We start from the raw sequence: 23,198 nt of genomic DNA on the forward strand, positions 1-23,198 counted from the left end.
GAGGGTCAGCGCCGCAGGGTCAGCGCGGCCGCGCCGCCCAGCGCCGCCATTAGCAGCAGGGAGGGCCGGTACAGGCCGGTCCAGGTGAAGAGCCCTCCCATGACCAGCGGCGTGAGGGCCTGCGCGAGGTTCACGGGCCGCGCGAGGTGCCCGTTCGCTGCGCCGAACTGGTGGGGGTACGTGACCGCGAGCTGTTGGGCCCGGGCGAGCGTCAGGGCGCCACTGGCCAGGCCGAAGATCAGGATGCCGGCCGGGACCGCAGGCCCGGGGGCGAGGGTCAGCAGGAGCGCACCTGCGCCGAGCGAGGCGCACAGCGTGGCCGTCAGGGTGGCCGGGGGCAGGAGGCGCAACAGCGGAACGAACAGGATCCGGCCGGGCAGCGCGGCCAGTCCTGCCAGGCCGGTGAGCACGGCGGCGTGCGCGGGGCTGTACCCGGCGTCGAGGAGCAGCGGCGCGAGCTGCAGGCCCACGCCGACCGTGACGATGCGCGCCAGCGTGAAGCCCAGCGTCAGGATTCGCAGGGGCCGGTCCGGGCGGAATGGTCGGGGCGGGTCGGGAGTGGTGCCCGCCGTCAGGGCGGGCGGTGATGCAGGCCCGGCGGGGAGGTACCAGCGGGCCAGCAGGGCGGTGACGAGGAGCAGCGCGGCGAGGCTCAGCAGCGCGGCGTTCAGGCTGCGCTGGGTGAGGGCGGTGACGAGCGGCACGAAGATGGTGCTGGCCAGGCCCGCGACCAGCGTGACCTGCAGGGTGGCGCGGGTACGGGCCGCGCCGCGCCGCTGCTGGCCGAGCACGGTGAAGGCCGCCTCGTAGAACGTGAGGGTCATGCCCACCCCGACGAGCAGCCACCCCAGCAGGTACGGCGCGAAGCCGGGGGCGGTCATCAGGGCGAAACCGGCGGCGCCTGCCACCGCTCCCGCCGGGAGCAGGGTGCGGCCCCCCCGCATGTCGAGCGCGCGTCCCGCACTGGGAGCCAGGAACGCCGTGACGAGCAGCGCGCCGGTGAAGGGGAGGCTGGTGTGGGTGCGGGTCCAGCCGCGCTCCGCTTCGGCGGCGATGGCCAGGACCGGCTGGGCGTAGTACAGCGCGCCGTACCCGGCGGTGGTGACCAGCGCCAGCAGCGGCACCAGCGGCCCATGACCCGACTGGGCCGGGTGGGACTGGCGGGGTCGGGTCAGTGTGGGGGCGCGGACGGGCACGGGTTCAGCTCAGGGTGATGGGGGTGCAGCAGCCACTGTCGGGCGCGCAGGTGTCGTCGGTGGCGCTCTCGCCGCAGGCGCTGCCGGCCTTGCACTGCACGCCGGGCTCGCGGAGGTGGACGGTCACGCGGTCACCGTGATGGCTGACGTGGGTCACGTGGTACTGCAGCGCGGGCGTGCGGGCGGTGCCGTACTCGAAGCGGACCTCGGCGTCGCCGCGCACGGGAACGTGCCGCGCCACGCGGGTGTAGATGTCGAGGAACTTGCTGGTGGTCATGTGTCCGGCCAGGGCTTCCTGGGCGGTGCCGTCCATCAGCTGGATGACCGTTTCGCGCCACGCACTGGCCTTGCCGCCGCAGTCCATGGCCTCGATGGTGACGGCCTTGACCTCGGTGACGTGGTAGCCGGGCTGCACGAGCAGGTTGCCGTTCAGGTGGAACTCCAGCGGGAGGCTGGGGGCGGCGTGCAGGGCGTCGAGCAGGCCGAGGGTAAGGGTGGTGTCGAGGCCGGGGATGGTCTGGGTCATGGGAGGCTCTCCTGTGGTGGGGGTCAGCAGCAGGGCTGTGGGGTGGGGGTGGGCTGGAGGCGGGGCAGTTCGAGGCGCAGGCCCCTGGGGCGCGGGGCGCAGCACAGCTGGCGTTCGGTCTCGGCGGCGTGCAGGAGTTCGCGGTGGTGCAGGGTGGCGATGTGCAGCAGTTCGTAGTGGTTCATGGGGTCTCCTGGGTGTGCAGGGGCAGGTGCATGAGGGTGGCGGTGGCGGGGCAGGCGTCCTGGAATTCACGGGAGGCGAGCAGGGTCTGTGGGGCTCCCTGGCGTGGGATGGGCTGGAAACCGAACCGTGGGAAGTATTCGGGGGCCGTGGTGGTCAGCAGGGAGACGCTGTGCAGGCCGAGCGTCCTGGCGTGGTGCAGCTGGGCTTCCACGAGCTTGGTGGCCAGGCCGCGGCCCTGCGCGGTGGGGTGAACGGCGACGGAGCGGAGCAGTCCGTGCGGGCCGTGGACTTCCAGCGCGGCGAGCGCGATGGGACCTTCCTGGTCTTCGGTCAGGAGGGTGTGCGGTAGGTGATCGGCGAGGCCCTGGGTGGGGAGGTTCAGGGTGAGCAGCAGGCGGTGCAGGGCGGGAAGGTCGCCCTGGGTGGCGGGGCGGGTCAGCATGCGCAGCCTGCTTCGGTGGGGTCGCCGTGCAGTTCGGCTTCCAGGGCGGCACTGAGGGTGCCGAGAAGGCGCAGGGCCTGGTCGCGGTCGCCGGTGGGGAGGCGCGCGAGGACGCGGGCGGACTGGGCGTTGAGGTTGGTGTCGAGGGTGCGCGCGGCGTCCTGTCCTGCTTCGGTGAGTTGCAGCAGGAGGGCGCGGCGGTCGCTGGGGTGGGGCGCCTTGATGAGGTGGCCGTCCTGGGCGAGGTCGTCGGTGCTGCGGCTGAGCCAGGCCTTGTCGAGGTTGAGGCTGCGCGTCAGGGCGGTGAGGGTCTGGGGACCCTCGCGGTGCAGGGTGGAGAGGATCAGGCACTGGGTGCTGGACTGCACGTCGCAGCAGGCGAAGTTGCGTTGCTGCAGTTCGGTGAAGAGGCGCGTGACGGTGCGGAGCAGCGCGCCGGCTTCCCTGTCAGCCGCCACTTCGTTGTGTTGGTCAACGGTCATGGGGCCACCATACGAAGACCGCCTATTATTGTCAAGAGCAACTATTGTGAAGCTCAACCAATCGGGAAATCATGCCCCGCTCCCCCTCCCCTGTCAGGGGACAATGGGCGATCCCCCCGGGGGGGATTGGGCGACCTTCACCTTCGACCTGACGTCCAGCAACCGGGAAAACCCGTGCATGTGGAAACATGCGACGTGAACGCGCCCGACTGAGGCCGCGCCGCGTTCTTGACCTCCCCCCCCAGGGGTTCTACGATGCACCCATGACCACCGAACTGACGATCACCGGCATGACCTGCGGCCACTGCGAAAAAGCCGTCCGCGAAGCCCTTCAGGGCGTTCCCGGCGTGGACACCGTGCAGGTGGACCGCGCCTCCGGCCAGGCCAGCGTGACCGGCACCGCCGACACCCAGGCCCTGATCCACGCCGTGACCGAGGAAGGGTACGGCGCTCAGGTCAACGCCTGACATGGCCCAGACCGCCTGCCACACCGAACCCCAGCACCTGTGCATGCCCGAGGAGGCCCGCAAACGCGCCGCCCGGCGCCTGAGCATCGCCCGAGGTCACCTCGACAGCATCGTGCGCATGCTCGACGACCCCGACGCGTACTGCGTGGACGTCCTGCGTCAGATCAAGGCCGTTCAGGGCGCGCTCAGCGGCGCCGGGGAAGTGGTCCTGCGCGGTCACCTGCAAGCCCACGTCGCCACCGCCGCCCAGCGCGGTGACAGCGACGAGATCATCGAAGAACTCATGGAAGCGCTGAAGTACACCTGAAACGAACTCAGGTCGACTGCTCTGCAAACCGGTTCACGCCAATAGCGGTGAGGAGTCACGTGGATGCCGGGTGTGGACTGGGCACCCCAGGACCGTTCCGGGTGGTCAGCCACGCAGGCGGGATTCGCGTGACGACCTGAGGAGCAGACCCGGCCATGACGGCCTCATGCGCGCCGGCCTATAGTGACGGCATGACCGAAGAAACGCTCCTGACCGCCGTGCACGCCTGGCAGCGTGGAGCCCTGACCCGCGAGGAGCTGATCAGTCAGTTCGTCACGCTCAGCCGCGAGGACGCGCCCGTTATCGGCCAGCTGATCGGCCAGCTCGCGCTGGACGCCTTACCGCATGGGCAGGGCAGCAGCCGGACCGGCACGGCCGCCAGCACCGACGTCTGGCGGGACGAACTGATGAGCAGCCGCGCCCGCACCTGGGGCAGCGCCGGCCTGCTGGTCGGCCCCAGCGTGCTGATCCTCACCGACGGCCGGCAGGGCGTGGTGCTCAGCGAACGCGACACCCGCACCCTGTCCAGCAGCGTCAGCGGGTCGGTGATGCTGCTGTGCCAGACCATCGTGCTGGCCGAACACGCCCTGAACGAACGCGACATGCAGGACCTCCGTGAGCAACGCCTGCAGAGCGCGTCCACCTCCATGAGCGAGATCGACCCAATCCGCTGAGAGGGGTGCGATGACTGCCGGAGCCGGCGAGGCCACCCCACCCGGGTCAGCCGCGCCGGTCCTGCGCGGTCTCACCGCAGAATTCAAAGGTATTGATGGGCTTCTTCACCACCTCTGAATCGAGCAGACTCGAAGAGCTGCGCCGCAGAGCGAGCACCTGAGGGGGCAAGTGGAGTCGAGGGGCGTGCCCCTGGCGCCGGGGTGGAACTGGACACCGCTGTCAGCCCAGGGCGTTCAGGATGCCGCCCAGGTCCCGGTGCAGCTCGCCGGTCCGCTCGAAGTGCTTCAGCGGGCTGGGGAACGTCGCCTGGAGCCATGCGGGGCCGCGCGCGGCGAGCGGGTCGCGCAGGTGGGGGACGCCCAGGTCGGTGAACAGGCCGGCCAGTGCGTCGGCGTAGCCTTCGGGCGTGCGGGGTGCAGCGCTGGTGAACACCTTCTTCGGGGGGTTCCCGGCGCGGATCATGCGGCGGTACACGTCCAGCGCGTGCCGCGCGAGCCGCACCTGTTCGGGCGTGAGTTTGCCGGGCGGCTGGTGCACGGCGCGGCTGACGGCGCGGCGGTGCGCTGAGGGCACGAGGCTGGACAGCCCGCGGCCCCAGCCGTCCTGGTACTCGGTGCGTTCGGCGGCCAGCGGGTCGCCGGGCACCGGAGCGTCGGCCTTCTGAGGCTGCGGTGCGTTCTGGGTCTGCGCCTTCTGTTTCTTGGGGGTCTGTGTCTGTGGGGCCTGCGCGGCGGGTGTTGCCGGGGGCGTGGCGAGCGTCTGCGCGCCCTTCTTGCGGCCGTGGCCGGCCTGCGGGGTGCCGTTCGCCGCTGGGCTGTCCTTGCGGGTGCCGTTCAGCGCGCGGCCGATCAGTTCGCTCTCAGGGATGGGCTTGCCGTCGCGGTAACGCTGCCACAACCCGTCCAGAACGACCAGGCTGGTCGCCTGCCGCCGCTGGTGCAGCAGTTCACGGGCGCGCTCGACGCGTTTCTCGCGGCCCAGCAGCAGCGCCACGTAGGTGAGGAACTGCCTCGGGGTGCGGGGCTGACCGGGTTCGGCCTGTTCCGGCAGGGCCAGCAGGGTCTGCCGCAGCGCGGCGTAGTCGTCGGCACGCAGCGCGCCGGTGTTGATCCCGGCCTCCATGCGGCGCCACTGGGCGGCGCCGAACACGGCCTTCAGGCCCCACAGCCACTCGCGGGCGCCCTGGACGTGCGTGTCGTCGCGGATGTCGAGCAGTTCCAGGCCGCTCTCGGGTTCGATCACGCGCTGCGTGCGGGGGGCACGCGTAGCGGGCCGCAGGCGTTCGGGCGGGCCGAGGTCGCGCAACTGCTCCAGCACCGCCTCGTCCCGCGCGAGGCCCTGCAGCAGCGTCAGGTCCTCCAGGCGGAAGGGTCGGCGCCCGCGAATGGTTTCCAGCAGGAAATCACGGGTGTCCTCCGGCAGGTCGAGGGTGTCCTGCACGGTCATCCAGTGCCCCACGAGGTTCGTGAGGCGGCTGGCGCGCAGGTACTCCTCCCACTCGGTGTGGTCCATGCGGTTCCCGGCGCCCGCGCGGGCCTTGCGGGTCTTCTTCGGGCGGGCGAGGTCCGGGGTGGCCTGCGCCTGGAACGCGGCGGGGGCAGGCGCGAAGGCGCTGGGGGCGGGGGTCTCCTCGCGCGCGCGGGTCAGGACCCGTAACTCGGACAGCACCGCCAGCGGCAGGGGCTTCCCTTCATCCTGGAGGCGCTGGAGTTTTTCGCGCAGTTCGGCGCTCAGGCCGCCGCCGCCCGCCATGGCGGTCAGGACCCAGTCGAGGCCCTGGGCGCGCAGGTACTCACGCCAGTTTCCGGCCGCCGCGAGGCGTTCGGCCTGCGTCTGCACCTGCGTGCGCCGTACGTGCGCGCCCACCTGATCGGTGAGGTGCGCGCCCACCTGCCGCCCGCGTTCCTCGCCCAGCACGCGGGCGAACACGCAGGAACTCCCGATCGGCCCGATGACCTCGCCGCCCAGGGTGGTCACGCGGAACTCGTAGCGCAGGTGGTGACCACTGCCGGGCGGGCACAGCAGGCACTTCAGGTGCGCCTGCCGCGTCTCGTGGTCCACGACGTGCAGCCCCGTGAACAGATCGAAGGGCAGCGCGTCGTCGCGCCCCGGTACGGCCAGGGTGGGGTGCGTGAGGCCCTGGGCGGTCAGCTGCTGGTGGACGTGCTCCAGGGTGGCACGCGCGGCGGGAACGTGGGCAAGCAGGTACATGGTGACTTCCGTTTCGGGTGAGTGGGAACGCGACGCTGCGCGGCCGCGCGGGTACAGGACATGCAACACGTCCGGGGTGGAAGCGCGGGTCTCCCCGGCGGTCCTGAGCCCGCCGCACGATGATCTCCGTTACGGAGCACCGCGTGGCAGGCCGCCGCGTGACGCGGCCCGGAACGTGACCGCGCCGGTCGATCGGGCGCGGGTGAACGCCACAGCATACGACATGCCCCCCCGGCGCCCGTCACGTGCGCTCAGCCCAGGACCAGCCGCCCCAGCTTGCGGTACTCGAGATGCAGCGCCTCCTCCACGAGCGTCTGCGTGAGCGGTTGCCCGCGCGACACGCTGATGAAGACCGCGTTCAGCGCCACCGAGCGGATGTTGCCGCCCGCCACGTCCGCCTGCGCCAGCCGCGCGAAGTCCACGTCGGTGGTGTCCAGCGCGGGTGGGAACGCGCCGCGCCACAGCCGCTCACGCTCGGGGGCCTGTGGCGCGCGGAAGTTGATCACGAACTGCAGGCGGCGCATGAACGCCACGTCCATGCTGCTTTCCAGGTTGGTGGTCAGCAGCGCCAACCCGTTGAACGTCTCCAGGCGTTGCAGGAGGTAGTTCACCTGGGTGTTCGCGTAACGGTCGTTGCTGTCGCGGACCTCGCCGCGCTTGCCGAACACGCTGTCGGCCTCGTCGAACAGCAGCACGCACCCGCCCTGGTCAGCCGCGTCGAAGATCTTCTTCAGGTTCTTCTCGGTCTCGCCGATGTACTTGCTGACGGTGCTGCTCAGGTCCACGCGGTACAGGTCGAGGTTCAGGTCGCGGGCCAGGACCTCGGCGCTGAGGGTCTTGCCGGTGCCGCTGGGGCCACTGAACAGCGCCGTGATCGAGCGGCCCCGGCCCGGCCGGGCAAGACCCAGATCCTCGAACACCACCGAGCGGTGCCGGACGTGCGCGGCAATCTGCTCCAGCGCCAGCCGCTCGGCGTCCGGGAGGACCAGGTCAGCCCAGGTCGCGCGGGTGTCGATGCGCTGCGCGAGGCTGCCCATCAGGCGGCGGTTCGCGCCGCGCGCCGCGTCCCAGGCGCGGTCCAGGCGGGCCGCGTGGCTGGCGTTGCCGGGCAGCCCGGCGCGGGCGTCGCGGGCCAGCACGTCGATACGGTCCAGGTTCAGGTGGAACTGGTCACCCAGCTGCCGCAGCAGCGGCTGATCCACGCCGACGCCCAGCGCGTGCGCCCAGCGTTCGCGCTGCTCGGCGGGCGTGGGCGCGCCCACCTCAGCGCTCAGCACGGCGCGGGGGGAATCCAGCGGCAGCGGGTCGGCGGCAAGGATCACCACCGCTCCAGCGGCGACGTCCAGCACGCGGTCCACCAGACCTTCCGGCGGCTGCGCGTCGGGCAAGGGCGTGGCGGCGTCCACCGCGAGGCGCGTGCCGCGCAGGCGCGTGTCCCGGCGCAGGGCGCGCAGCACGCCCTCCTGCTCCTCGGCAGGGCGGGACGCCAGAACAGGCAGGTCCAGCAGGTGCGCGCCGTCCCCCAGCAGCTGCGCCGCGACCGCCTGCATCCCGGCCGCGTTCGTGCCGAACAGCAGCGCCGCCCGCTCCCCTTTCTTCAGGTGCCGCGCCAGAGTCTCGCGCTGCGCCTCCTGCGAGTCACTCAGCAGCCCCCCGGACGGCAGTTCACGCAGGACCCCGCGCAGGTCCAGCGGGACGCCCGCCACGCCCCGCAGATCCGCGAGAACCGCCCCGCTCAGCCTCAACGGCGTCAGGGCCTCCAGAACGCTGGCGTTCACGCTCACGCCGAACTCGATCAGGCCGCAGGCCAGCAGCGGTCGCTCGGCGCTGAACGCCTCGCCCTGCGCCCAGTCGTCCCCCAGCAGCCAGCGCCGCGCCAGAGACGGCGTCAGGAACGCCGCGTACAGGCTGTCCATCTGCAGCGCCGCCGCGCACGCCGCCAGCATCCGCTCGGGGAACAGCTCGGTCGAGAGGGCCAGGGCCAGCACCCCCACCTCGAACTCCGTCAGGTCCAGCCGCGCCTGCACGTCCGCCAGCCGCGTGCCTGTCAGGTCCGGCAGGGCCACCACGTACCTCACGTCCGGTTCAGCCTGCTCGTTCAGCGCGACGTCCAGCACCTGCGCGCTCAGAGCGTCACACAGGGCGTGCAGCGCGGCCGGATCCGTCCGGCTCACCACGTCCGGCACGCGCTCAGTCCTCCAGCCCGATGGCGTAGTTCACGACCGAGTACCCCTCACCGTCGTCCACTGTCCGGAACGCCGCCACGTACCACCGCTGCACCCCACCCACCCGCACCTGGCCCCGACCGACCACGCAGGTCGCCTCGGTCCGCAGGGACCGGTAACACCCGGACAGCTTCTGCGCACTGACCGGGGCGCCCAGCACCAGCCGCGTGAAATTGCCCAGCAGGTTCAGCGTCGCGGCGGGCATCGGTGACCGGACCTTCGTATCCAACGCCAGATTGACGAACAGCACCGTGTTCTTCTCGAACTGGACGGTGAGCTGCGGGTAGAACGCGCCCTTGGCGCTCTGCTGGAGCACCGTCGTGGCGTTCTGATTCCGGGCGACGGCGTACCAGTCAATCGATCCGGTGGTGGTGGTGCCCAGGCTGGTGGAGCCGACGCACTGGTACACCCGACAGAAGGAAGCCTGCTCCACGGACACCGGCATCGGCACGGGGCCTTCAACGGTGGTCACCGGCTTCATCAGGGGCCCTCCCAGCAGCCCGGTGACAGCCTGGGCTTGAGGCGAGCAGGCGATGAGCAGGGCCAGGCCCAAGCCTGCGATGGTCAGCAATCGCTTCATTTTTTCCTCACTGCGGCGATCCAGAGCATGTCGTGCTCCAGAAGGCTGGACCAGCTCCAGACGGTGTTGTTTCCGCTGATCTTGCCATCGTGCTGGTATTTTCCAGCCTTTTTGCTGGCGGGCAGGTCCACGTTCTTCAGCAGCTGTGACTTCCCATACGGGTCATCGACGACCAGGCCGTCCTCATTCATGCCCTGAAGGCGCACGATATGCCCGTTGATGCTCATCATGATCGCCTCGCCTGCTGCCAGATGGGGCTGGACGGTGCTCTCCCAGAAACTGCGGGTCCGTTGCGGAACGATCATGTCCTTGGTGGCTCCCATGAGTTCCAGTACTTTCCCCCAGCCGGCCTGGGTGGTCCGGTGGAACCGTTCGTACGATCCTTTGCGGGCCATCTTCTCTGACAGGCCGGCCCTGAGCAGCTCCTGATAGCGGGCATCCACGAACTTGCGCCGCAGGTCCTCCAGGTAATCCTCGAACTGAGGGAACCGTTCCGGGTCGGGGTTCTCGATGCCCAGCTGTTCGAGGACCATGGCGGCGCTCGTCATGTTGCACATGATGTTGCCGATCTTCCCTCCCGGGCGGTCGCCGTCCACGGCGCGGCCCAGGCTGAGGTTGTTGCGCTGGTTGTGGTGGGGGGTCTTCTCCTGGAGCAGCAGGTACAGGTCCGCGCGGTCTGCGGCCGGTTGAATCTGGATGACCTGTCGGGCCAGGCGAACCTGCGCGATGCTGTATTCCGGCGTGTCCCGCGTGAATTTCATCAGGCGGTCCAGGGCGTCCGGCTCGCCTGCGGGGTCCTCCTCGGTCGGCTGGACCGGGCCCGTGACGGTGGGCACGGTGACCGGGGCCGGGGTGGCGTCCGCGCCGTCCAGACTGAACAGCGGCAGGCCGTTGTCGAACCTGGGGTCGTAGACGTAGAACAGCTGCAGGGTGCCGCCGAACTTCCGTTTGGTGGGCTTCAGGTGTCTGCTGCGGTCGTCCAGGTTGGCCTTGAAGGCCTGCGTGAATTTCCCGCGCACCGTATCCGCCGCTTCCGTGGGGGTGTTGTGTCCGTCCTGATCGGCGTCCATGGGGTTCTGCCGGTAGGCGGCGCTGCCTTCGGACACCCAGACGTCCTTCTGCGCGTAACGGGCGCTGCCGCCCAGGTGTGCCATATACACCTGTTCCAGCGAACTGGTCTTCCCGGCGGCCTTGTTCTCGGTGTCCACGCCCTTCATGTGGATCTTCAGGTGAACCTCGACGTAGTCGAGTTGCCTGGTGGCCGACAGGGCCGTCAGTTCCGCTGGGTTGGCCAGCGGCCGATACGGCAATTTGTGCCGCTGGATGTACCGGTTGATGTCCGTCAGGGCGTCCCTGCCGATCTGCCCGAGGCCTTTGTACTGCGTGCTCTTGCCCTTGTTGCTGGTGGGGTCGAGGGTACTTTCCAGGGTCAGGAATCCCAGGACGATTTCCGGGGTGGTGTGGATCGCGGCGGCCACCTGCCGCAGTCTGGGCAGGAAGCCGGGTTCCCGCAGGGCCGGGAGGTTGGGCAGGGTGCGGGTGGTCCGCGCGGTGGTTCCCGCGCTGCGGGTCGGGACCGGTGCTGTCCTGGTGGGCGGGGCGGCCGGGGTGGTCAGGCGGCGGAAGCTGAGGTTCTGCAGCTGGAACTTCCGGTTGCGGAACTCGCTGACCTGCGGTGTGCCCCCGCGCAGGCTGCCGGTGAACGTCGCGCCGTTCTGGGTGCCGTGCAGGGCGAAGGTATCATCGCGCCGCAGCTGTCCCGTGACCGGCCAGCGCTGACTGCGCGGTTTCCCCTGCGGCTGGACGGTGTAGTACCCGTCAAGCGTGCCCCCTGCCCCGCGCTTCAGGTGGAGGGTCATGGTGAGGGTGCCGCTGGTGACCGTGAAGTCCCGCTCCCAGGTCTGCCCGGTTTTCAGAGCGGTGGGTGTGGGGGCCGGGGCGGGCGTCTGGAGGCCGAGTCCGGACAGGAGTTGCCCGGCGAGCCGTTCAGCGCCGTTCTCCAGTTGATGCAGCAGTCGATCGGCGGGCGAGAGGGGTGAGGACTGGGTCATGACATCTCCTGGCATGGACGGGAAGAGGACGGTCAGTTGAGATTGATCAGGACGCCCTTCACGTCCACGTTGCCGCCGCCCCCGTCGATGCGGATGCCGCGCGTGGCCTTGAGTTCCAGCCGCCCGGTGCTGGTGATGGTCAGCGTGTTGCTCTTGCTGTCCAGTTTCACCTCGTTGCCGTTCTTGTCCCGCAGGACCACGAACGGACCCTTCGGGTCGTCCATGAGCGTCAGGCGGTGCCCGGCCTTGGTGCGGTACTCCGCGAAGGGTTTCTTCTTGTCGTCGTTCAGTTCGATGGCGTGCCCCTTGCTGCTCTGCAGGGTGATCTTGGGCGGATCGGGATCTTCCGGGTCGTCGTAGATGAATTCGTGCCCCAGGCGGGTGCGGTAGACCCGTTGGATGACCTTGCCGTTCTTGATGACCTTCCCGGTGGGGCGTGGTGGGGCGTCCGTGCCGTTCCACAGGCCGCCGATCACGTACGGGTGGTGGATGTCGCCGTGCTCGAAGCCGACGAGCACCTCGTCGTTCACTTCCGGCGTGTGCTGCGACCCGCGCCCCGGGCCGCCGCCGAGGTTCACGACGCGCGCCCAGTCGGTCTCGTCGTCCTCGGTCAGCGCGGGGAGTTTGAGTTTTACGCGGCCCTGGTTGTCCGGGTCGTCGTTGTTCGTGACGATGCCAATCATCAGGCCCGGGGCCGGCGTGAACGCGCCGCCGGCACTGCCGCCCGCCCCGCCGGTCGCCTGCCGGATCATGCCCGCCAGGGAATCCGGGTGGCTGCCGGTCACGGCGAACTCGGTGCTGTAGCCCTCGCCGTTGCGGTACACGTGCCGCACGCTGCTGGCCACGTACGACCCGCTGAACCGCTGCCCGACGTTCCGGATGTCCAGCTGCGTCCCGGCCGTCAGGCGCGGGTACCCGGCCGCGTGCCCGCGCGCCTCCAGCAACCCTTCGGCGACGCGGTTGCGCTGCGCCTGCGCGATCGCGTCGGCGTAGCCCTGGTCGCGGACGATCAGGGCGCTGCTGGTGGCGGAGGCCTTCATGCTGAACGCCTGCTGCGCCACCTGCTCGCTGCGGGTCTCCTCCTCCACCTTCGCTTTCCCTTCGCCGCTCTGCTTCTCGCTGCTCACCGCGCGTTTCTGCTTGGGGTCCCAGGACCGCACGGTACTGCCGCTCGTCTGGTTCAGGCTGCTCAGGCGCGGCAGGAACTCACTCAGGTTGTCGCCCCACGTCAGCGTGATGGGGTCCTGCCCGCGCACGGGTTCGCAGTGCAGGGTGGTGCCGTCCACGAACAGGATGTACCCCAGGCGCGCGGCCCGTTCACGCAGGAACGCGAGGTGCGACTGGTTGTGCTGCAGCACGTAGGCGTGGACGATGCTGGCGCTGCCGGTCTTCGCGGTCAGCCCGACTTCGCCCGCGATCTTCTTCACGAGGTCCATGTCGCTGACGTTCTGGTACGACTTCGTGTGCGTGCCGCGCGACAGGCGGTGCAGGCGGTCGAACGCGCGCAGTCGCAGCTGCTGCGTCCCCTGCGAGAATCGGGGTTCGATCTCCACGATTTCGCCGTCGAACACCGTTTCCTTGTTCCCTCTGACCTGCGCGATGACCTTGATGCGCGCGCCCAGCTTGTAGGTGGTGTCGTCCACCAGTTCCCCTTCCGGGTCGCGGAGCGTGATGCTCGCCACGTCTGGTAGTTGCAGGCTGCTGTCCACGGTGATCTCGTCGATCATCCGGAACTGCTCTTCGGGCATGTCGCGCCCGTTGAGGTTCAGGTACAGGGTGCTGACGGCGCCTTCCAGCGCGTCGCGTTGAACGCGGGTCATAACTGACCTTTACCGTACGATGGGCGCCTCAGGTCCCCGATGAAGCCCTTCTGCGACGCCAGGCGGCGAATGCCCTCGCTGATATGGAACGCCTTCAGAGCGCCGCCCTCAGCGGAGGTGCGCGTGTCCGCCTGCTCGAAGGTGGTTTTCAGGACTGAGCGGACGGGGGTGCCGTCGGGCATGAACAGCGTGAATTGCTGCTCGATGTCCGTGATGACCGCCGCGAAGTGCCAGGTCTGACCCCACTGGAACAGGACGGTGGCTGGCTTGGGTTTCTGAACGCCTTTGCCTTTGCGCTCGTCATTGCCGGGCATTTCACTCAGGGCCCACAGACGCGAGGTCAGCGTGCGGACGTCCTCCACGACGCTGGACGACTGACGGTGCGCGTACGTGTCGAAGAACAGCTCCAGGGACAGCTTGGCGGGTGAACCGCCGAGGTACACCTTGTTGCCGCTGTTGTTGTTGTCGTTGCTCTGGGTTTTCCAGTTGACCGAGCGACTGATGGCGTACTCGCGCGGGTTGAACATGCACACGATCGGCTGGCCCATCTGCTGGCCCTGAGCGTCCAGGGTGACGATCTGCGCTTTCGAGTAGCGGTTTTCCGAGGCCTGACCGGGTTGGGTTGACATGTGAGGACTCCTTGGGGACTGAGGATCGGGCGGGGCACGAAGTCGGGTGATGCCGTTACCGGCACTCGCTGGGCCGGGGCGTGCCGGGACGGAACATGCACCAGCGTTCCTGTTCGCCCTTGAGGGTGTACGTGCCCAGCATGGCCTTGCGACCGGCGCGCAGGGACGCCACGAAACTGAAGTCCGGGTTCTGGGGTGAGGTGGCGGTGACAGTCTCGCCGTTGAAGTACAGGTTGATGGGCACGCTGGGGACGCTGGACCGGCTGCTGCTGAAGGTCCCGGTGCCGGTCTTCCCGGTGACGGTCATGGTGACCACACCGAAGGGGTGGGTCCAGGTGCCGCTCAGGTCGGTGTAGCTGGCGTCCCCACCGTCGCGCACGCGGACGGTGACGGGCGTCCGGTAGGGCTTGCCGTCGGCGGTCAGGGTGTACGTCTGCGTCTGGTTGGGCTGGATGGTGATCTGACCCTTGGGGGGCAGGTCGCCGGGAATGCCGTCGATGCGGACCACCTTGGCATTGACGGTGAACCAGTAGATGGTGACGCTGTCGCCAGCCACGATCGAATATTTACTGGCTCTGAAGGTGGTGACGGTCGGGCCCTGGGGGCTGGATTCCGGGACGGACCCCTGCGGTGGGGTCGGGGTGACGGTGGCCGCCGGGGTTTTCACGGTGACGGTCACCTTGCGGCTCTGGCCACCGGCCGTGACGGTGTAGGTGCCGGTTTTCGTGACCTGCACGCGGATCTGGCCGGTGGCGGGGTGCGTGGTGCCGATCGCGCCGGCCGGGCCACTCAGGCGGACCGCGCTGGTGTTCTGCGCGCTCCAGGTGAGGGCGACGGGACCCGGGGCGCTGAGGGTGCTGGGCGTGGCGGTGAAGCCCGTGATCTGCGGGGTGGGCGCGGCGGTCACGGTGACCGTCTGGGTGGCTTTCGCGGTTCCGGCGCGCAGCACGAACGTGCGCGTGGCACTCACCGGGACGGGGGTCTGCCCCTGCGCGGGCCAGCTGCCGTCGCGGTTCGGGCCTTTCACGCCGTCGATCCGGACAGCCGCAGCGTTCTGCACCTTCCAGGTCAGCACCACGACGCCCTTCCCGGTGATCTGCGTGGGGCTCAGCGTGAACGACTGCACGGTTGCGGGCGGCAGGGTCACTTTCACGGTCTGCTGCTGCACCTGATTCCCGGCGGTCAGGGTGAAGGTGCGCGTCGCGCCGACCGGCACGGGGGTGCTGCCCCTGGCGGGCCACTGACCGTTCGCGAGGGGCCCCTTCAGTCCGGCCAGGCGGACGCTCTGGGCGTTCGCGACGTCCCAGGTCAGCGTGACGGTGCCGGGCGCGCTGAGCTGCGTCTGGCTCAGGGTGAAGGAGTTGATCTTCACGGGCAGGGGCGTGACGGTGACCTTCGCGAAGCGCTTGATGGTCTTGCCGTCGCGCAGGCGCAGCATCAGGGTGTACACGCGGGTGGTGTTGACCTTCTCGATGATCTTCGTTCCGTTACCGTCGAATCGGCCGTTGGGAAGCGGCCCGGTCAGGGGCAGGATGGTGACGTTCTGCCAGCCGGGCGCGTCCCAGTTCAGGGTCACGTCGCCCTGACCGGTGATGCGCTCGGGCGTGGCGGTGAAGATGATCTTCTTGATGTTGGCCTGCTCCTGCTCCTGTTCGGCTTTTTCCTGCGCCTTGGCCTGCCGGGCCGCCTCAGCGGCGGCGGCGGCGGCGGCCTTGGCGCCCTCGTCGATCAGGTTGACGTTCAGCTGCTGACTGACCGAGACCTGTTCCCCGGCGTCGTTGCGGGCGGTCAGGGTGATGCTGGTGCTGAGCACCGGGGCTTCCTTGATGGTTTCGCCGACGGGCCCGCTCTCCTCGGTGCCCTCGCCGTACTGGACGCTGACGGCCGTGGCGTTTTTCGTCTTCCAGCTGATCTTGAACTGCTGGTCGCTGTCGACGGGGTTGGGGGTCACCTCGAACTGCGTGAATTCGGGTTTGGGCGTCACGAGTTCCAGGCGGATGTTGGCACTCTTGGTCAGGCCGCCGGCGCCGGTGGCGGTGATGACGTAGGTGGCGTTGCCCTCGTCGCGGGGGGTGACGGTGCGCTTGCCGCTGGCGGCGACGGTGCCCAGGCCGTCGATGCTGACCTGGGTGGCGTTCATGACGTTCCAGGAGAGGACGGCGCTCTCGCCCTTCTTGACCCTGGGTGGGGTGAGTTTGAATTCCTTGACCTCAGGCCCGAGGACGCTGACGGTGCGCTGGTCGCTTTCGCGTTCGCTGCCGTTCTGCGCGTTGAGGGTGAAGGTGGTGTCCTTGTTCGGGATGAATTTGCGGGTGCCGCTGGCGCCCACCTTGCCGAGTTCGCTGATGCTGACCTGCGCGGCGTTCTTCACGCGCCACGTGACGGTCACGGGCTGGTTGCCGGACACGCGGGCGGGCGTCACGTCGAACTGTTCGATGACGGGCCGTTCGAAGCGGGCCTGCACGACCTGCGAGCGTTCCACGCGCCGCCCGAGCAGCGAGCGGGCGACCAGGGTGTACTTCTGATCCTTCTGGATGCCGTTGACCTTCAGCTGGCCGTCCCGGCTGAGGTTCTGGCCGGTCCCGCCGAGTTCGAGGATGCTGACGTTGCGGGCGTTGCTGGTGTCCCAGCGCAGTGTGAAGGGCTGTCCGGGCGCGACGACGGTGTCGCTGCCGGAGAGGTCGAACTGCGTGATCTGCGGGGGGCGGGTCAGCCACCAGATCAGGACGCCCAGCAGCAGGATCAGGATCGGCAGCAGCCACAGCGGAATCAGGGGGAGGTGGTGCAGTTGGCCCTCGGCGCTGGTGACGACGCGGTCCTCGATCTCGTTCTGTTCGTTGACGGGCTGGACGTTCACCTGCAGGGTGTGCTGGCTGGGGCTGCCGAACCAGCGCAGCGGCACGCGGACCTTGATGGTGTCCTCGCTGCGCGCTCCGGCGGCGAGGGTGACGCGGGCGGGCATGTCGGTCACGCGGATGCGGCCCTGGCCCATCAGGATGCGGCGGGCGGTGCTCGTGGCGGCGTTGCGGGCCTCCATCGCGGCCTGCCGGGCGGCCTCGCGGGCGAGCTGTTCGGGGTTCACGACGTGCCCGGCGGCGTTGGGCGCCTGCGGCAGCTGCACGAGGTCCTGCAGTCTGGGCAGGACGTGCACCTCGCCCTCGTTGTCCCGCAGGATGGGCGCGAGGACCAGGTCCGTGTTGCCCTTGTTCTCCAGTTTCAGGGTGTAGGTGGTGTGCCGCCAGGTGCGGCGGGTGGGGGGCAGCAGCGTGGCGACCGTCTCGTGGAACGGCGTGACGACGACCTTCAGCGGGGCCGTGCCGGTCTCCTCGGGGTTCTCGCGGGAGCGGGCGACGACGGTGACGTCGTAGGTTCCGGCGCGGGCGCGGCTGTCGCGGGGCGCCTGCACGGTCAGGGTGGCGCTGCCCTGCGTGCCGGGGTTCAGCTGCACCTCCTGGTGCGCGTCGAGCACCCACTCCTCGGGAATACCGTCCAGGGTCAGGCGGAAGTGGTCCACGGTCACGCCGGTGTTGGCGAGGTTCAGGTGCAGTTGCGCGGGGCGGCCGGGCGTGAGGGTCAGGCGGTCCACGTCGGGCGTGACCACGATCCGGGCGCGGGTGGGCGCGCGGCGGGGCGGGACGAGCACCAGCCAGTAGGGCCGCAGGTACAGCGGCGTGCGCTCGGGCCAACGCAATGGGGTCATGGGCGTCAGGGGCAGGCCGTCCATGACGGCGCCGTTCGTGGCGGTCAGTTCGGTCACGCTGGCCTGCCCGGCCTGGAAGCTGACGTTCAGGTGGTGGCGGCTGACCCCGGCGTGTTCCAGCACGACGCTGTTGCTGTGCGCGCGGCCCACGGTCAGGGTGTCCTGCGTGACGGGCAGGGTGCGCAGCAGTTCGTGCCGTTCGCTGAAGATCAGCAGGTTCAGGTCCGCGCCGGGCGTCACGCCGTCCAGCGGGGGTGGGGGCGGCAGGAACGGCAGGGCGCTGAGGCGCACGGTGGGTTCCGGCCCGCCGGGCATCAGGGTGTTCAGGATGCCCTGCAGCGCGGCTTCCAGGGCGGCGGCGTCGGGGTAGCGGTCCTCGGGGTCCTTGGCGAGGCAGGTGAGGATCACCTCTTCCAGTGCCTCGGGCAGTTCGGGGCGCAGGGCGCTGGGCTGGCGGGGCGCGACATGCTGGTGTTTTTCCAGCGCGTCGGTCGCGTCGCGGATGTCGAACGGCACCATTCCGGTCAGCAGTTCGTACAGCACGAGGCCCAGGGCGTACAGGTCGGTGCGCAGTTCGTTGCGCACGCCCCGGCACTGCTCGGGGCTCATGTACGCCAGGGCGTTCACGACGGCGCGGTCGTGCGTGCCGTAACTTCCGGCGCGCAGTTCCGCCAGGCCGAAGTCCGACAGTTGCGTGACGTACCCGGCGTGGCCGAGCAGGGCGCGGCCCGGCTGGAGGATCAGGTTCTCGGGTTTCAGGTTGCCGTGCATCAGGCCGTGCGCGTGCGCGTGCGCGAGCCCGGCGGCGGCCTGCCGCACGAGTTCCACCGCCGTGACGAGCGGCAGGGGCCGCGACTCTTTCGCCTGGGCCTGCAGCAGCGCGCGGGCACTGCCGGCGCGGCCGAGGTCCATGGCGTAGAAGGCGCGTCCGGCGCGGGTCTGGAGTTCCCCGGTGGGCAGCAGGTGCGCGTGTTTCAGCGTGCTGACACGCAGCAGCAGCCGCTCAAGCTGCATCAGGATGAACGACTGGCCGCTGGTGGTCTCGTCGAGGACGCGCAGGGCGACCTCGCGGCCCTCGTCGAGGTCGGTGGCGACGTGCACGGCGCCCAGCCAGTCGCCGCCCAGGGGGCGGGTCAGCTGGTAGTGGTGGAAGATCTTGGTGTCGGTCATGCGGTGGGTCCGTCGGGGGTGATGGGCGGGGCGGGTGGCTGCTGGGCCGGGGGCTGCGCATTGACCGGCTCGGGTTCAGGGGGTGGGGCCGCGTCGGCCGGAGCGGGTGGGGCGGGGCGGGCGGCGTCCGCGCCGACCCACTCGACGTCCACGCGGGTGTGCGCGGGCGCGTGTGCGTGGATGAACGCGGTGACGGCCTCGCGGCTGGCGGTGTCGTCCCCGTCGGGCGGGTCGAGCAGGCGCACGATCAGGGTGTGAGGCTGGGCGCTGTCCTCGCGCAGGACCGGGCTCAGGCCGTACACGGTCTCCAAGGCGCGGCTCAGGCCGTACCGCGTGCCGCGCCAGCGGTACAGGGTGACGGCCTCGCGCAGCCACGCGCGCTGCCGCGCCTCGGGCCAGTGGGGGTCCAGGGGCACGCCCAGCCACGCGGCCATCCACGCCAGGACGCGCGGCGGCGCGACCCGCGGGTCGAAGATCATGTCCACGCTGTCCTGGCGGCGCTGCAGGGGCTCCCAGATCGCCTCGAAGATCTTCAGGTAGCGCGACAGGAACTCGGACTCCTGAAAGAACGGCGGGAGGTACTCGGTGTACAGCGCCAGGGTGCCGCGCGCCGGCGTTTCGGGCGGGAAGGTAGGAAGCGGCGCGCGGGCGGGCCGGGCGGCCAAGTCACCCTGTTCCCGCACGCGGCCGGCGGGGGTGGGGGCGGGGCGGTCCTCGGGCGCGGCGGTCAGGAACGCCAGCGTGAACGGACCGATCTGGATCTCGTCGCCGGGTTCCAGGCGGCGCGGTTCGTTCGGGGCGAGGCGGTGACCGTTCACGAACGTGACGTGTTCACCACCCGCGAGGTGCGTCAGGAGCAGCGCGCCGCCCTCGGCGCTGATCTCGGCGTGGCGGATGGCGACTGAGGGGTCCCGCAGCGGCAGGCCGTTGTCGGGCGTGCGCCCGATGGACAGCGCGCGGGCCAGCGGCAGGACCCGCAGGACCTCACCGCCCCGGCGCACCTGGAGCGACGCGCTCATCCCTGTTCCACCCGGACGTGGTGGACGTCGCTGACGATCAGCGCCTGGGGGGGCATGGGGAGGCTGCCGGTGACGACCTCGCGCGTTTCGGGCTGGCCGGGTTCGGTCAGGATGACCTGCACGTCCTCGACGACTTCCAGGTCCGGCACGGCGCGCAGCAGGCCGTACAGTTCGCTGAGGGTCAGGGTGCGGCCGAAGGGCCAGCCGCGTCCGTCGGGTCCGCCGGTGTAGGGGTTGAGGTAGGTGTACAGGGCGTGCAGGGCGCGGCGGCGGACGTCCTCGCGGGCGGGGCGGCTGGCGGCGTGCGCGGCGCGGACGGTGGCGGTGACGCTGACCCACACGTACTGCGGGGCGCGCAGGTCCAGGGTGGTGCCGACCGGGCGGCGCAGGTCGAGTTCCTCCTGCACGGCGCCGCGCAGTTCGGCGCTGAGGGTCAGGCGTTCCGGCGCGACCCGGCCCGGGGTCAGGGGGTCCACGTCCACGCCGGGGTCGTCGAGGCGCACCTCGGGCAGCAGGGCGACCGTGACCTGCCCGGGCGGCACGTGCAGCGCGCGGATCTGCCCGGGGTACGTCTGGCCGGGCGCGTGCATGTTCGGGGTGACGCAGCGGGCGCGGGCGACACCGGGGACCTGCGCGGCGAGGTGTTCGTAGTCGTCGGCGGTGACGGCGCGGGTGCGGGTGCGCAGCAGCTGTGGGACGCGCTGCACGGCGTCCTCGAGCTGCTGGGCGTTGCGGCCGCCCACGGCGGGGGCGTGGTTGGTGACGCGCGCCACGTACGGCAGGCTGCTCTTCAGGACGCTGAGGCTGCGGGCCGGGACGTTGCCGATGGCGCCGCCGCCGTACTGGTAGCGGGTCATGCGGATCGTGGCCCCCTGGGCGGGGGTCAGGCCGAAGCGGTACACGCTGCCGTCGGGTTGCAGGACGCTGGGGCCGAAGGCGACCTCGCGGGTGGCGGTGTCGAACGTGAAGTGCGGGTCCAGTGGCGAGGACAGGCTGAAGTCCGTGACGGGCGTGAACAGGGTGCGGTCGCCCTCGGGGGTGAGGACCTCGATCAGGTCGCGGTCCGGGTCAAGGTGCAGGACCGGGCCGTTCAGCAGAGTGAAGCGCTGGCCGGGCGTGCCGTCGCTCTGGCCGAGCAGTTCGTTCTTCACGACGGTGGCGTGCCGGGCGGGTACGGTGACGCCGCGCGCGTCCACGCGCAGGGTTTCCAGGTCGGGGCTGACGCGGTACCCGGCGTGCATCTGCTCGTTGGTCAGGCGGCAGCGCAGCCAGTAGCCGCGCTGCTCGAAGAAGGTGCCCTCGCGCAGGGTGGGCAGGCGCAGGATCAGCTCGCCGGACACGTTGAAGGCCTGCGTGCCGTCGTACTCGGTCTCGCACTGCGCCCAGCGGCTCACGCCGCCCTGCCACGCCTCCCACACGTAGGGGGGGTGGTTGGGGTTCACGCCGGCGCCCCCGGCGAGTTCCACGCCGAAGTGCAGCGCCAGGACGTGGTCGCTGTGGTCGCCTTCCAGCTGCACGAACAGCGCGTCGCCGGGTTGCGGTTGCGGCTGGAAGATCGGGAATCGGTAGCCGGGCAGGCCCAGCTGCGCGAGGTCGTGCCGGACGCCACGCGTGTCGTCCGCGTCGCCGCGCACCTGCGCGAGGGTGTTGGCGGTGTACAGCCCGGTCAGGACCGGGGGGCGGATCACGCCGCCGCGTTCGGTGGAGAACACGGTGGCCTCGTTCACCTCGGTGCGCAGCGTGGCGACCTCGGTGCCGACGTTGATGGCCAGCGCGGTCTCCTGCGGGGCGGACAGGTAGAACGTGACGGGCGCCTGCGCGGCGCGGGGCGGGGCGAGCTGCACGCCGATCAGGTCCAGGAACGCGATCAGCAGTTTATCGGGCACCTGGTTCACGCGGTACAGCAGCAGGTCGGTCATCCAGGCGAACACCTCCAGGATGGCCATGCCGGGGTCGCTGGGGTTGTGGTCGGTCCATTCGGGGCAGAACTGCGGGATCAGGCGGCGGGCTTCTTCGAGGATGTCGTCGAAGCGGCGGTCGTCGAGGTTCACGGTGGGTAGCGGCACGGTGGGGTCTCCGGGGGGGGGTCAGGGGGCGCGGTAGAAGGGGAAGATCAGCGAGCGGGGTTCGGGCGTGTTGCGCAGCTGGTAGCGCAGGTCCACGATGATCCGCCCGGGGTCGGCGGGGTCCAGGCGCGCCTGGACGCGTTCGACGGTCACGCGGGGTTCCCAGCGGCGGATGGCCTCGTCGACGTAGTAGGACGCCAGGCCCAGGGTGGTGGCGTCGCCGGGTGCGAACACCAGGTCGTGGATGCGGCAGCCGTATTCGGGTCGCATGACGCGCTGTCCGGGCGCGGTCATCAGGAGGGTCATGATGGCCTGCGCGACGGCGCGTTCGCCGCTGACCATGCCCAGCTGCCCGCGGGCGTTGACGCCCAGCGGGAAGGCCAGTCCGGTGCCGAGCACGTCCCGGATCGGGGGGCGGGTGAGGGGGCGGGTCATGCGGGGCCTCCGGGGGTGTCCAGGGTCAGCTGGGCCTGCTCGGTGTGGGGGATGAGGGTGTGGGTTTCGCCGTCGAGGGTCAGGACGTGCAGCGTGCCCACGGCCTCGCGGGGCGCGTCGAGGTGCACGGTGCCGGTGGGGTCGGTGTAGCCGCGCGCGCCGCTGTCGCTGCGCACGAGTGCGTCGGCCAGGGGGCGGCCGTCGGGGGCGCGCAGCTGCCAGGAGCTGCGGCGGCGCTGGCCGATCAGCGGGGCGTCGCGGGTGGGGCCGCCACGCACGGCAAGGTCGCGTTCGAGGACCAGCGGCGCGAAGCTGGTGACGTTCAGGTCCAGCGGGACGGTCACGGTGTATTGCAGGTGGGGGCGCAGGCTCAGGCCCAGGCTGGAGAACACCGCCTGGGGGGTGTCGCCCTGGGTGACGCTGCCCAGCACGCCCAGGTTCAGGCGCCGCGCCTCCTCGGGCAGGTAGTGGGCGTCCCATTCGTCCTGGCGCAGCAGGGCGGCCAGGACGCGCCACAGGACGTTCCACTCGTCGCGGCCCAGTTCGTCGAGCTGCGCCTTGAAGAACACGGTGACGAGGAAGCGCAGGTCCATGCGGCGGGGGGCGAGCTGGCGCTGCACGCCGCCCGGGCTGGGGGCGTGGCTGAATTCCATGGAGCGCAGGCCGGTGTTCTCGCGCAGGTCGTGCAGGAAGAGGTTCAGGGTGGGTCGGGTGAGGCTGCTGACCCAGCTGCCCGTGGGGGCAGCGAAGCGGATGTCGATGGCGTCGCGGGGCAGCTGCGCTTCGGTGTAGATCAGGTCCCGCAGGCCCTGTTGGATGTCGGCGATCATGCCCGCCCGCCTTCATGTCTAGACAGATTTTCAGGTGATGAGGCCTCCCCCACCGGGACCACCACCGGGGGCAATGCGAGGTTTTTCACTCGAAAATGGCGTTGCAGAGGGATATTCTTCAAAGTTTCAACCTCGGGAACAACTGTGTGACTGGTCAGTATAGGAACACAACCCCGCCCGC

General features: G+C 70.2%; 19 protein-coding genes. 3 read left to right on the forward strand and 16 right to left on the reverse strand.

Going from position 1 to position 23,198, the window contains the following annotated elements; translation table 11 throughout:
- Nucleotides 1-5: 5 nt before the first annotated feature.
- Genes IEY69_RS09895 through IEY69_RS09915 form a run of 5 tightly spaced genes read right to left on the reverse strand, consistent with a single transcriptional unit; the run spans nt 6 to nt 2,832 of the window.
- Nucleotides 6-1,196, reverse strand: a complete 1,191-nt coding sequence (locus tag IEY69_RS09895) for an MFS transporter (protein ID WP_189072996.1) — start codon at nt 1,194-1,196, stop codon at nt 6-8.
- A gap of 4 nt (nt 1,197-1,200) precedes the next feature.
- Nucleotides 1,201-1,722, reverse strand: a complete 522-nt coding sequence (locus tag IEY69_RS09900; RefSeq protein WP_189072997.1) for a DUF6428 family protein — start codon at nt 1,720-1,722, stop codon at nt 1,201-1,203.
- 23 nt (nt 1,723-1,745) lie between these two features.
- Entirely contained in the window at nt 1,746-1,907 is a 162-nt protein-coding gene (locus tag IEY69_RS09905) for a hypothetical protein (RefSeq protein WP_189072998.1), read from the reverse strand.
- Nucleotides 1,904-2,350 (reverse strand): arsenic resistance N-acetyltransferase ArsN2, encoded by a 447-nt coding sequence (gene arsN2, locus IEY69_RS09910; RefSeq protein ID WP_189072999.1) that lies wholly within the window; start codon nt 2,348-2,350, stop codon nt 1,904-1,906. Before arsN2 ends, IEY69_RS09905 begins: the two co-directional genes overlap by 4 nt.
- Entirely contained in the window at nt 2,344-2,832 is a 489-nt protein-coding gene (locus IEY69_RS09915) for a MarR family winged helix-turn-helix transcriptional regulator (protein WP_189073000.1), read from the reverse strand. The genes arsN2 and IEY69_RS09915 overlap by 7 nt, the downstream gene beginning before the upstream one ends.
- 263 nt (nt 2,833-3,095) lie before the next feature.
- Here IEY69_RS09915 and IEY69_RS09920 point away from each other — a divergent pair, with 263 nt between their 5' ends.
- The 3 genes from IEY69_RS09920 to IEY69_RS09930 all read left to right on the forward strand — a co-directional run bounded on the left by IEY69_RS09920 (nt 3,096) and on the right by IEY69_RS09930 (nt 4,280).
- Nucleotides 3,096-3,299, forward strand: a complete 204-nt coding sequence (locus tag IEY69_RS09920; protein ID WP_189073001.1) for a CopZ family metallochaperone — start codon at nt 3,096-3,098, stop codon at nt 3,297-3,299.
- 1 nt (nt 3,300) lies between these two features.
- The gene (locus tag IEY69_RS09925) at nt 3,301-3,606 is read left to right on the forward strand and encodes a metal-sensitive transcriptional regulator (protein ID WP_229783823.1); all 306 of its coding nucleotides are present in this window, start codon (nt 3,301-3,303) and stop codon (nt 3,604-3,606) included.
- A 191-nt stretch (nt 3,607-3,797) separates the two neighbouring features.
- On the forward strand, nt 3,798-4,280 hold the full coding sequence (locus IEY69_RS09930) for a hypothetical protein (RefSeq protein ID WP_189073002.1): 483 nt from the start codon (nt 3,798-3,800) through the stop codon (nt 4,278-4,280).
- Between the two features lie 220 nt (nt 4,281-4,500).
- On the opposite strand, the gene IEY69_RS09935 is transcribed toward IEY69_RS09930, so the two are convergent.
- The 11 genes from IEY69_RS09935 to IEY69_RS09985 form a co-directional block, all read right to left on the reverse strand.
- Nucleotides 4,501-6,492, reverse strand: a complete 1,992-nt coding sequence (locus IEY69_RS09935) for a hypothetical protein (protein WP_189073003.1) — start codon at nt 6,490-6,492, stop codon at nt 4,501-4,503.
- A 251-nt stretch (nt 6,493-6,743) separates the two neighbouring features.
- Nucleotides 6,744-8,678, reverse strand: a complete 1,935-nt coding sequence (locus IEY69_RS09940) for an AAA family ATPase (RefSeq protein ID WP_229783824.1) — start codon at nt 8,676-8,678, stop codon at nt 6,744-6,746.
- A 4-nt stretch (nt 8,679-8,682) separates the two neighbouring features.
- Entirely contained in the window at nt 8,683-9,297 is a 615-nt protein-coding gene (locus IEY69_RS09945) for a hypothetical protein (RefSeq protein ID WP_189073004.1), read from the reverse strand.
- On the reverse strand, nt 9,294-11,348 hold the full coding sequence (locus tag IEY69_RS09950; RefSeq protein ID WP_189073005.1) for a C39 family peptidase: 2,055 nt from the start codon (nt 11,346-11,348) through the stop codon (nt 9,294-9,296). The genes IEY69_RS09945 and IEY69_RS09950 overlap by 4 nt, the downstream gene beginning before the upstream one ends.
- A gap of 32 nt (nt 11,349-11,380) precedes the next feature.
- Entirely contained in the window at nt 11,381-13,168 is a 1,788-nt protein-coding gene (locus IEY69_RS09955) for a VgrG-related protein (RefSeq protein WP_189073006.1), read from the reverse strand.
- Nucleotides 13,165-13,797, reverse strand: coding sequence for a CIS tube protein (locus IEY69_RS09960; protein WP_189073007.1), 633 nt, complete (start codon nt 13,795-13,797; stop codon nt 13,165-13,167). The genes IEY69_RS09955 and IEY69_RS09960 overlap by 4 nt, the downstream gene beginning before the upstream one ends.
- Nucleotides 13,798-13,852: 55 nt before the next feature.
- On the reverse strand, nt 13,853-18,667 hold the full coding sequence (locus IEY69_RS09965; RefSeq protein WP_189073008.1) for a protein kinase domain-containing protein: 4,815 nt from the start codon (nt 18,665-18,667) through the stop codon (nt 13,853-13,855).
- Entirely contained in the window at nt 18,664-19,686 is a 1,023-nt protein-coding gene (locus IEY69_RS09970) for a phage tail protein (protein WP_189073009.1), read from the reverse strand. The genes IEY69_RS09965 and IEY69_RS09970 overlap by 4 nt, the downstream gene beginning before the upstream one ends.
- Nucleotides 19,683-21,752 (reverse strand): putative baseplate assembly protein, encoded by a 2,070-nt coding sequence (locus tag IEY69_RS09975; RefSeq protein ID WP_189073010.1) that lies wholly within the window; start codon nt 21,750-21,752, stop codon nt 19,683-19,685. Before IEY69_RS09975 ends, IEY69_RS09970 begins: the two co-directional genes overlap by 4 nt.
- Before the next feature lie 21 nt (nt 21,753-21,773).
- On the reverse strand, nt 21,774-22,187 hold the full coding sequence (locus IEY69_RS09980) for a GPW/gp25 family protein (protein ID WP_189073011.1): 414 nt from the start codon (nt 22,185-22,187) through the stop codon (nt 21,774-21,776).
- Entirely contained in the window at nt 22,184-23,017 is an 834-nt protein-coding gene (locus IEY69_RS09985; protein WP_189073012.1) for a Pvc16 family protein, read from the reverse strand. Before IEY69_RS09985 ends, IEY69_RS09980 begins: the two co-directional genes overlap by 4 nt.
- Nucleotides 23,018-23,198 lie beyond the last annotated feature (181 nt).

This window comes from Deinococcus sedimenti (genome assembly GCF_014648135.1).
Lineage (GTDB): Bacteria > Deinococcota > Deinococci > Deinococcales > Deinococcaceae > Deinococcus > Deinococcus sedimenti.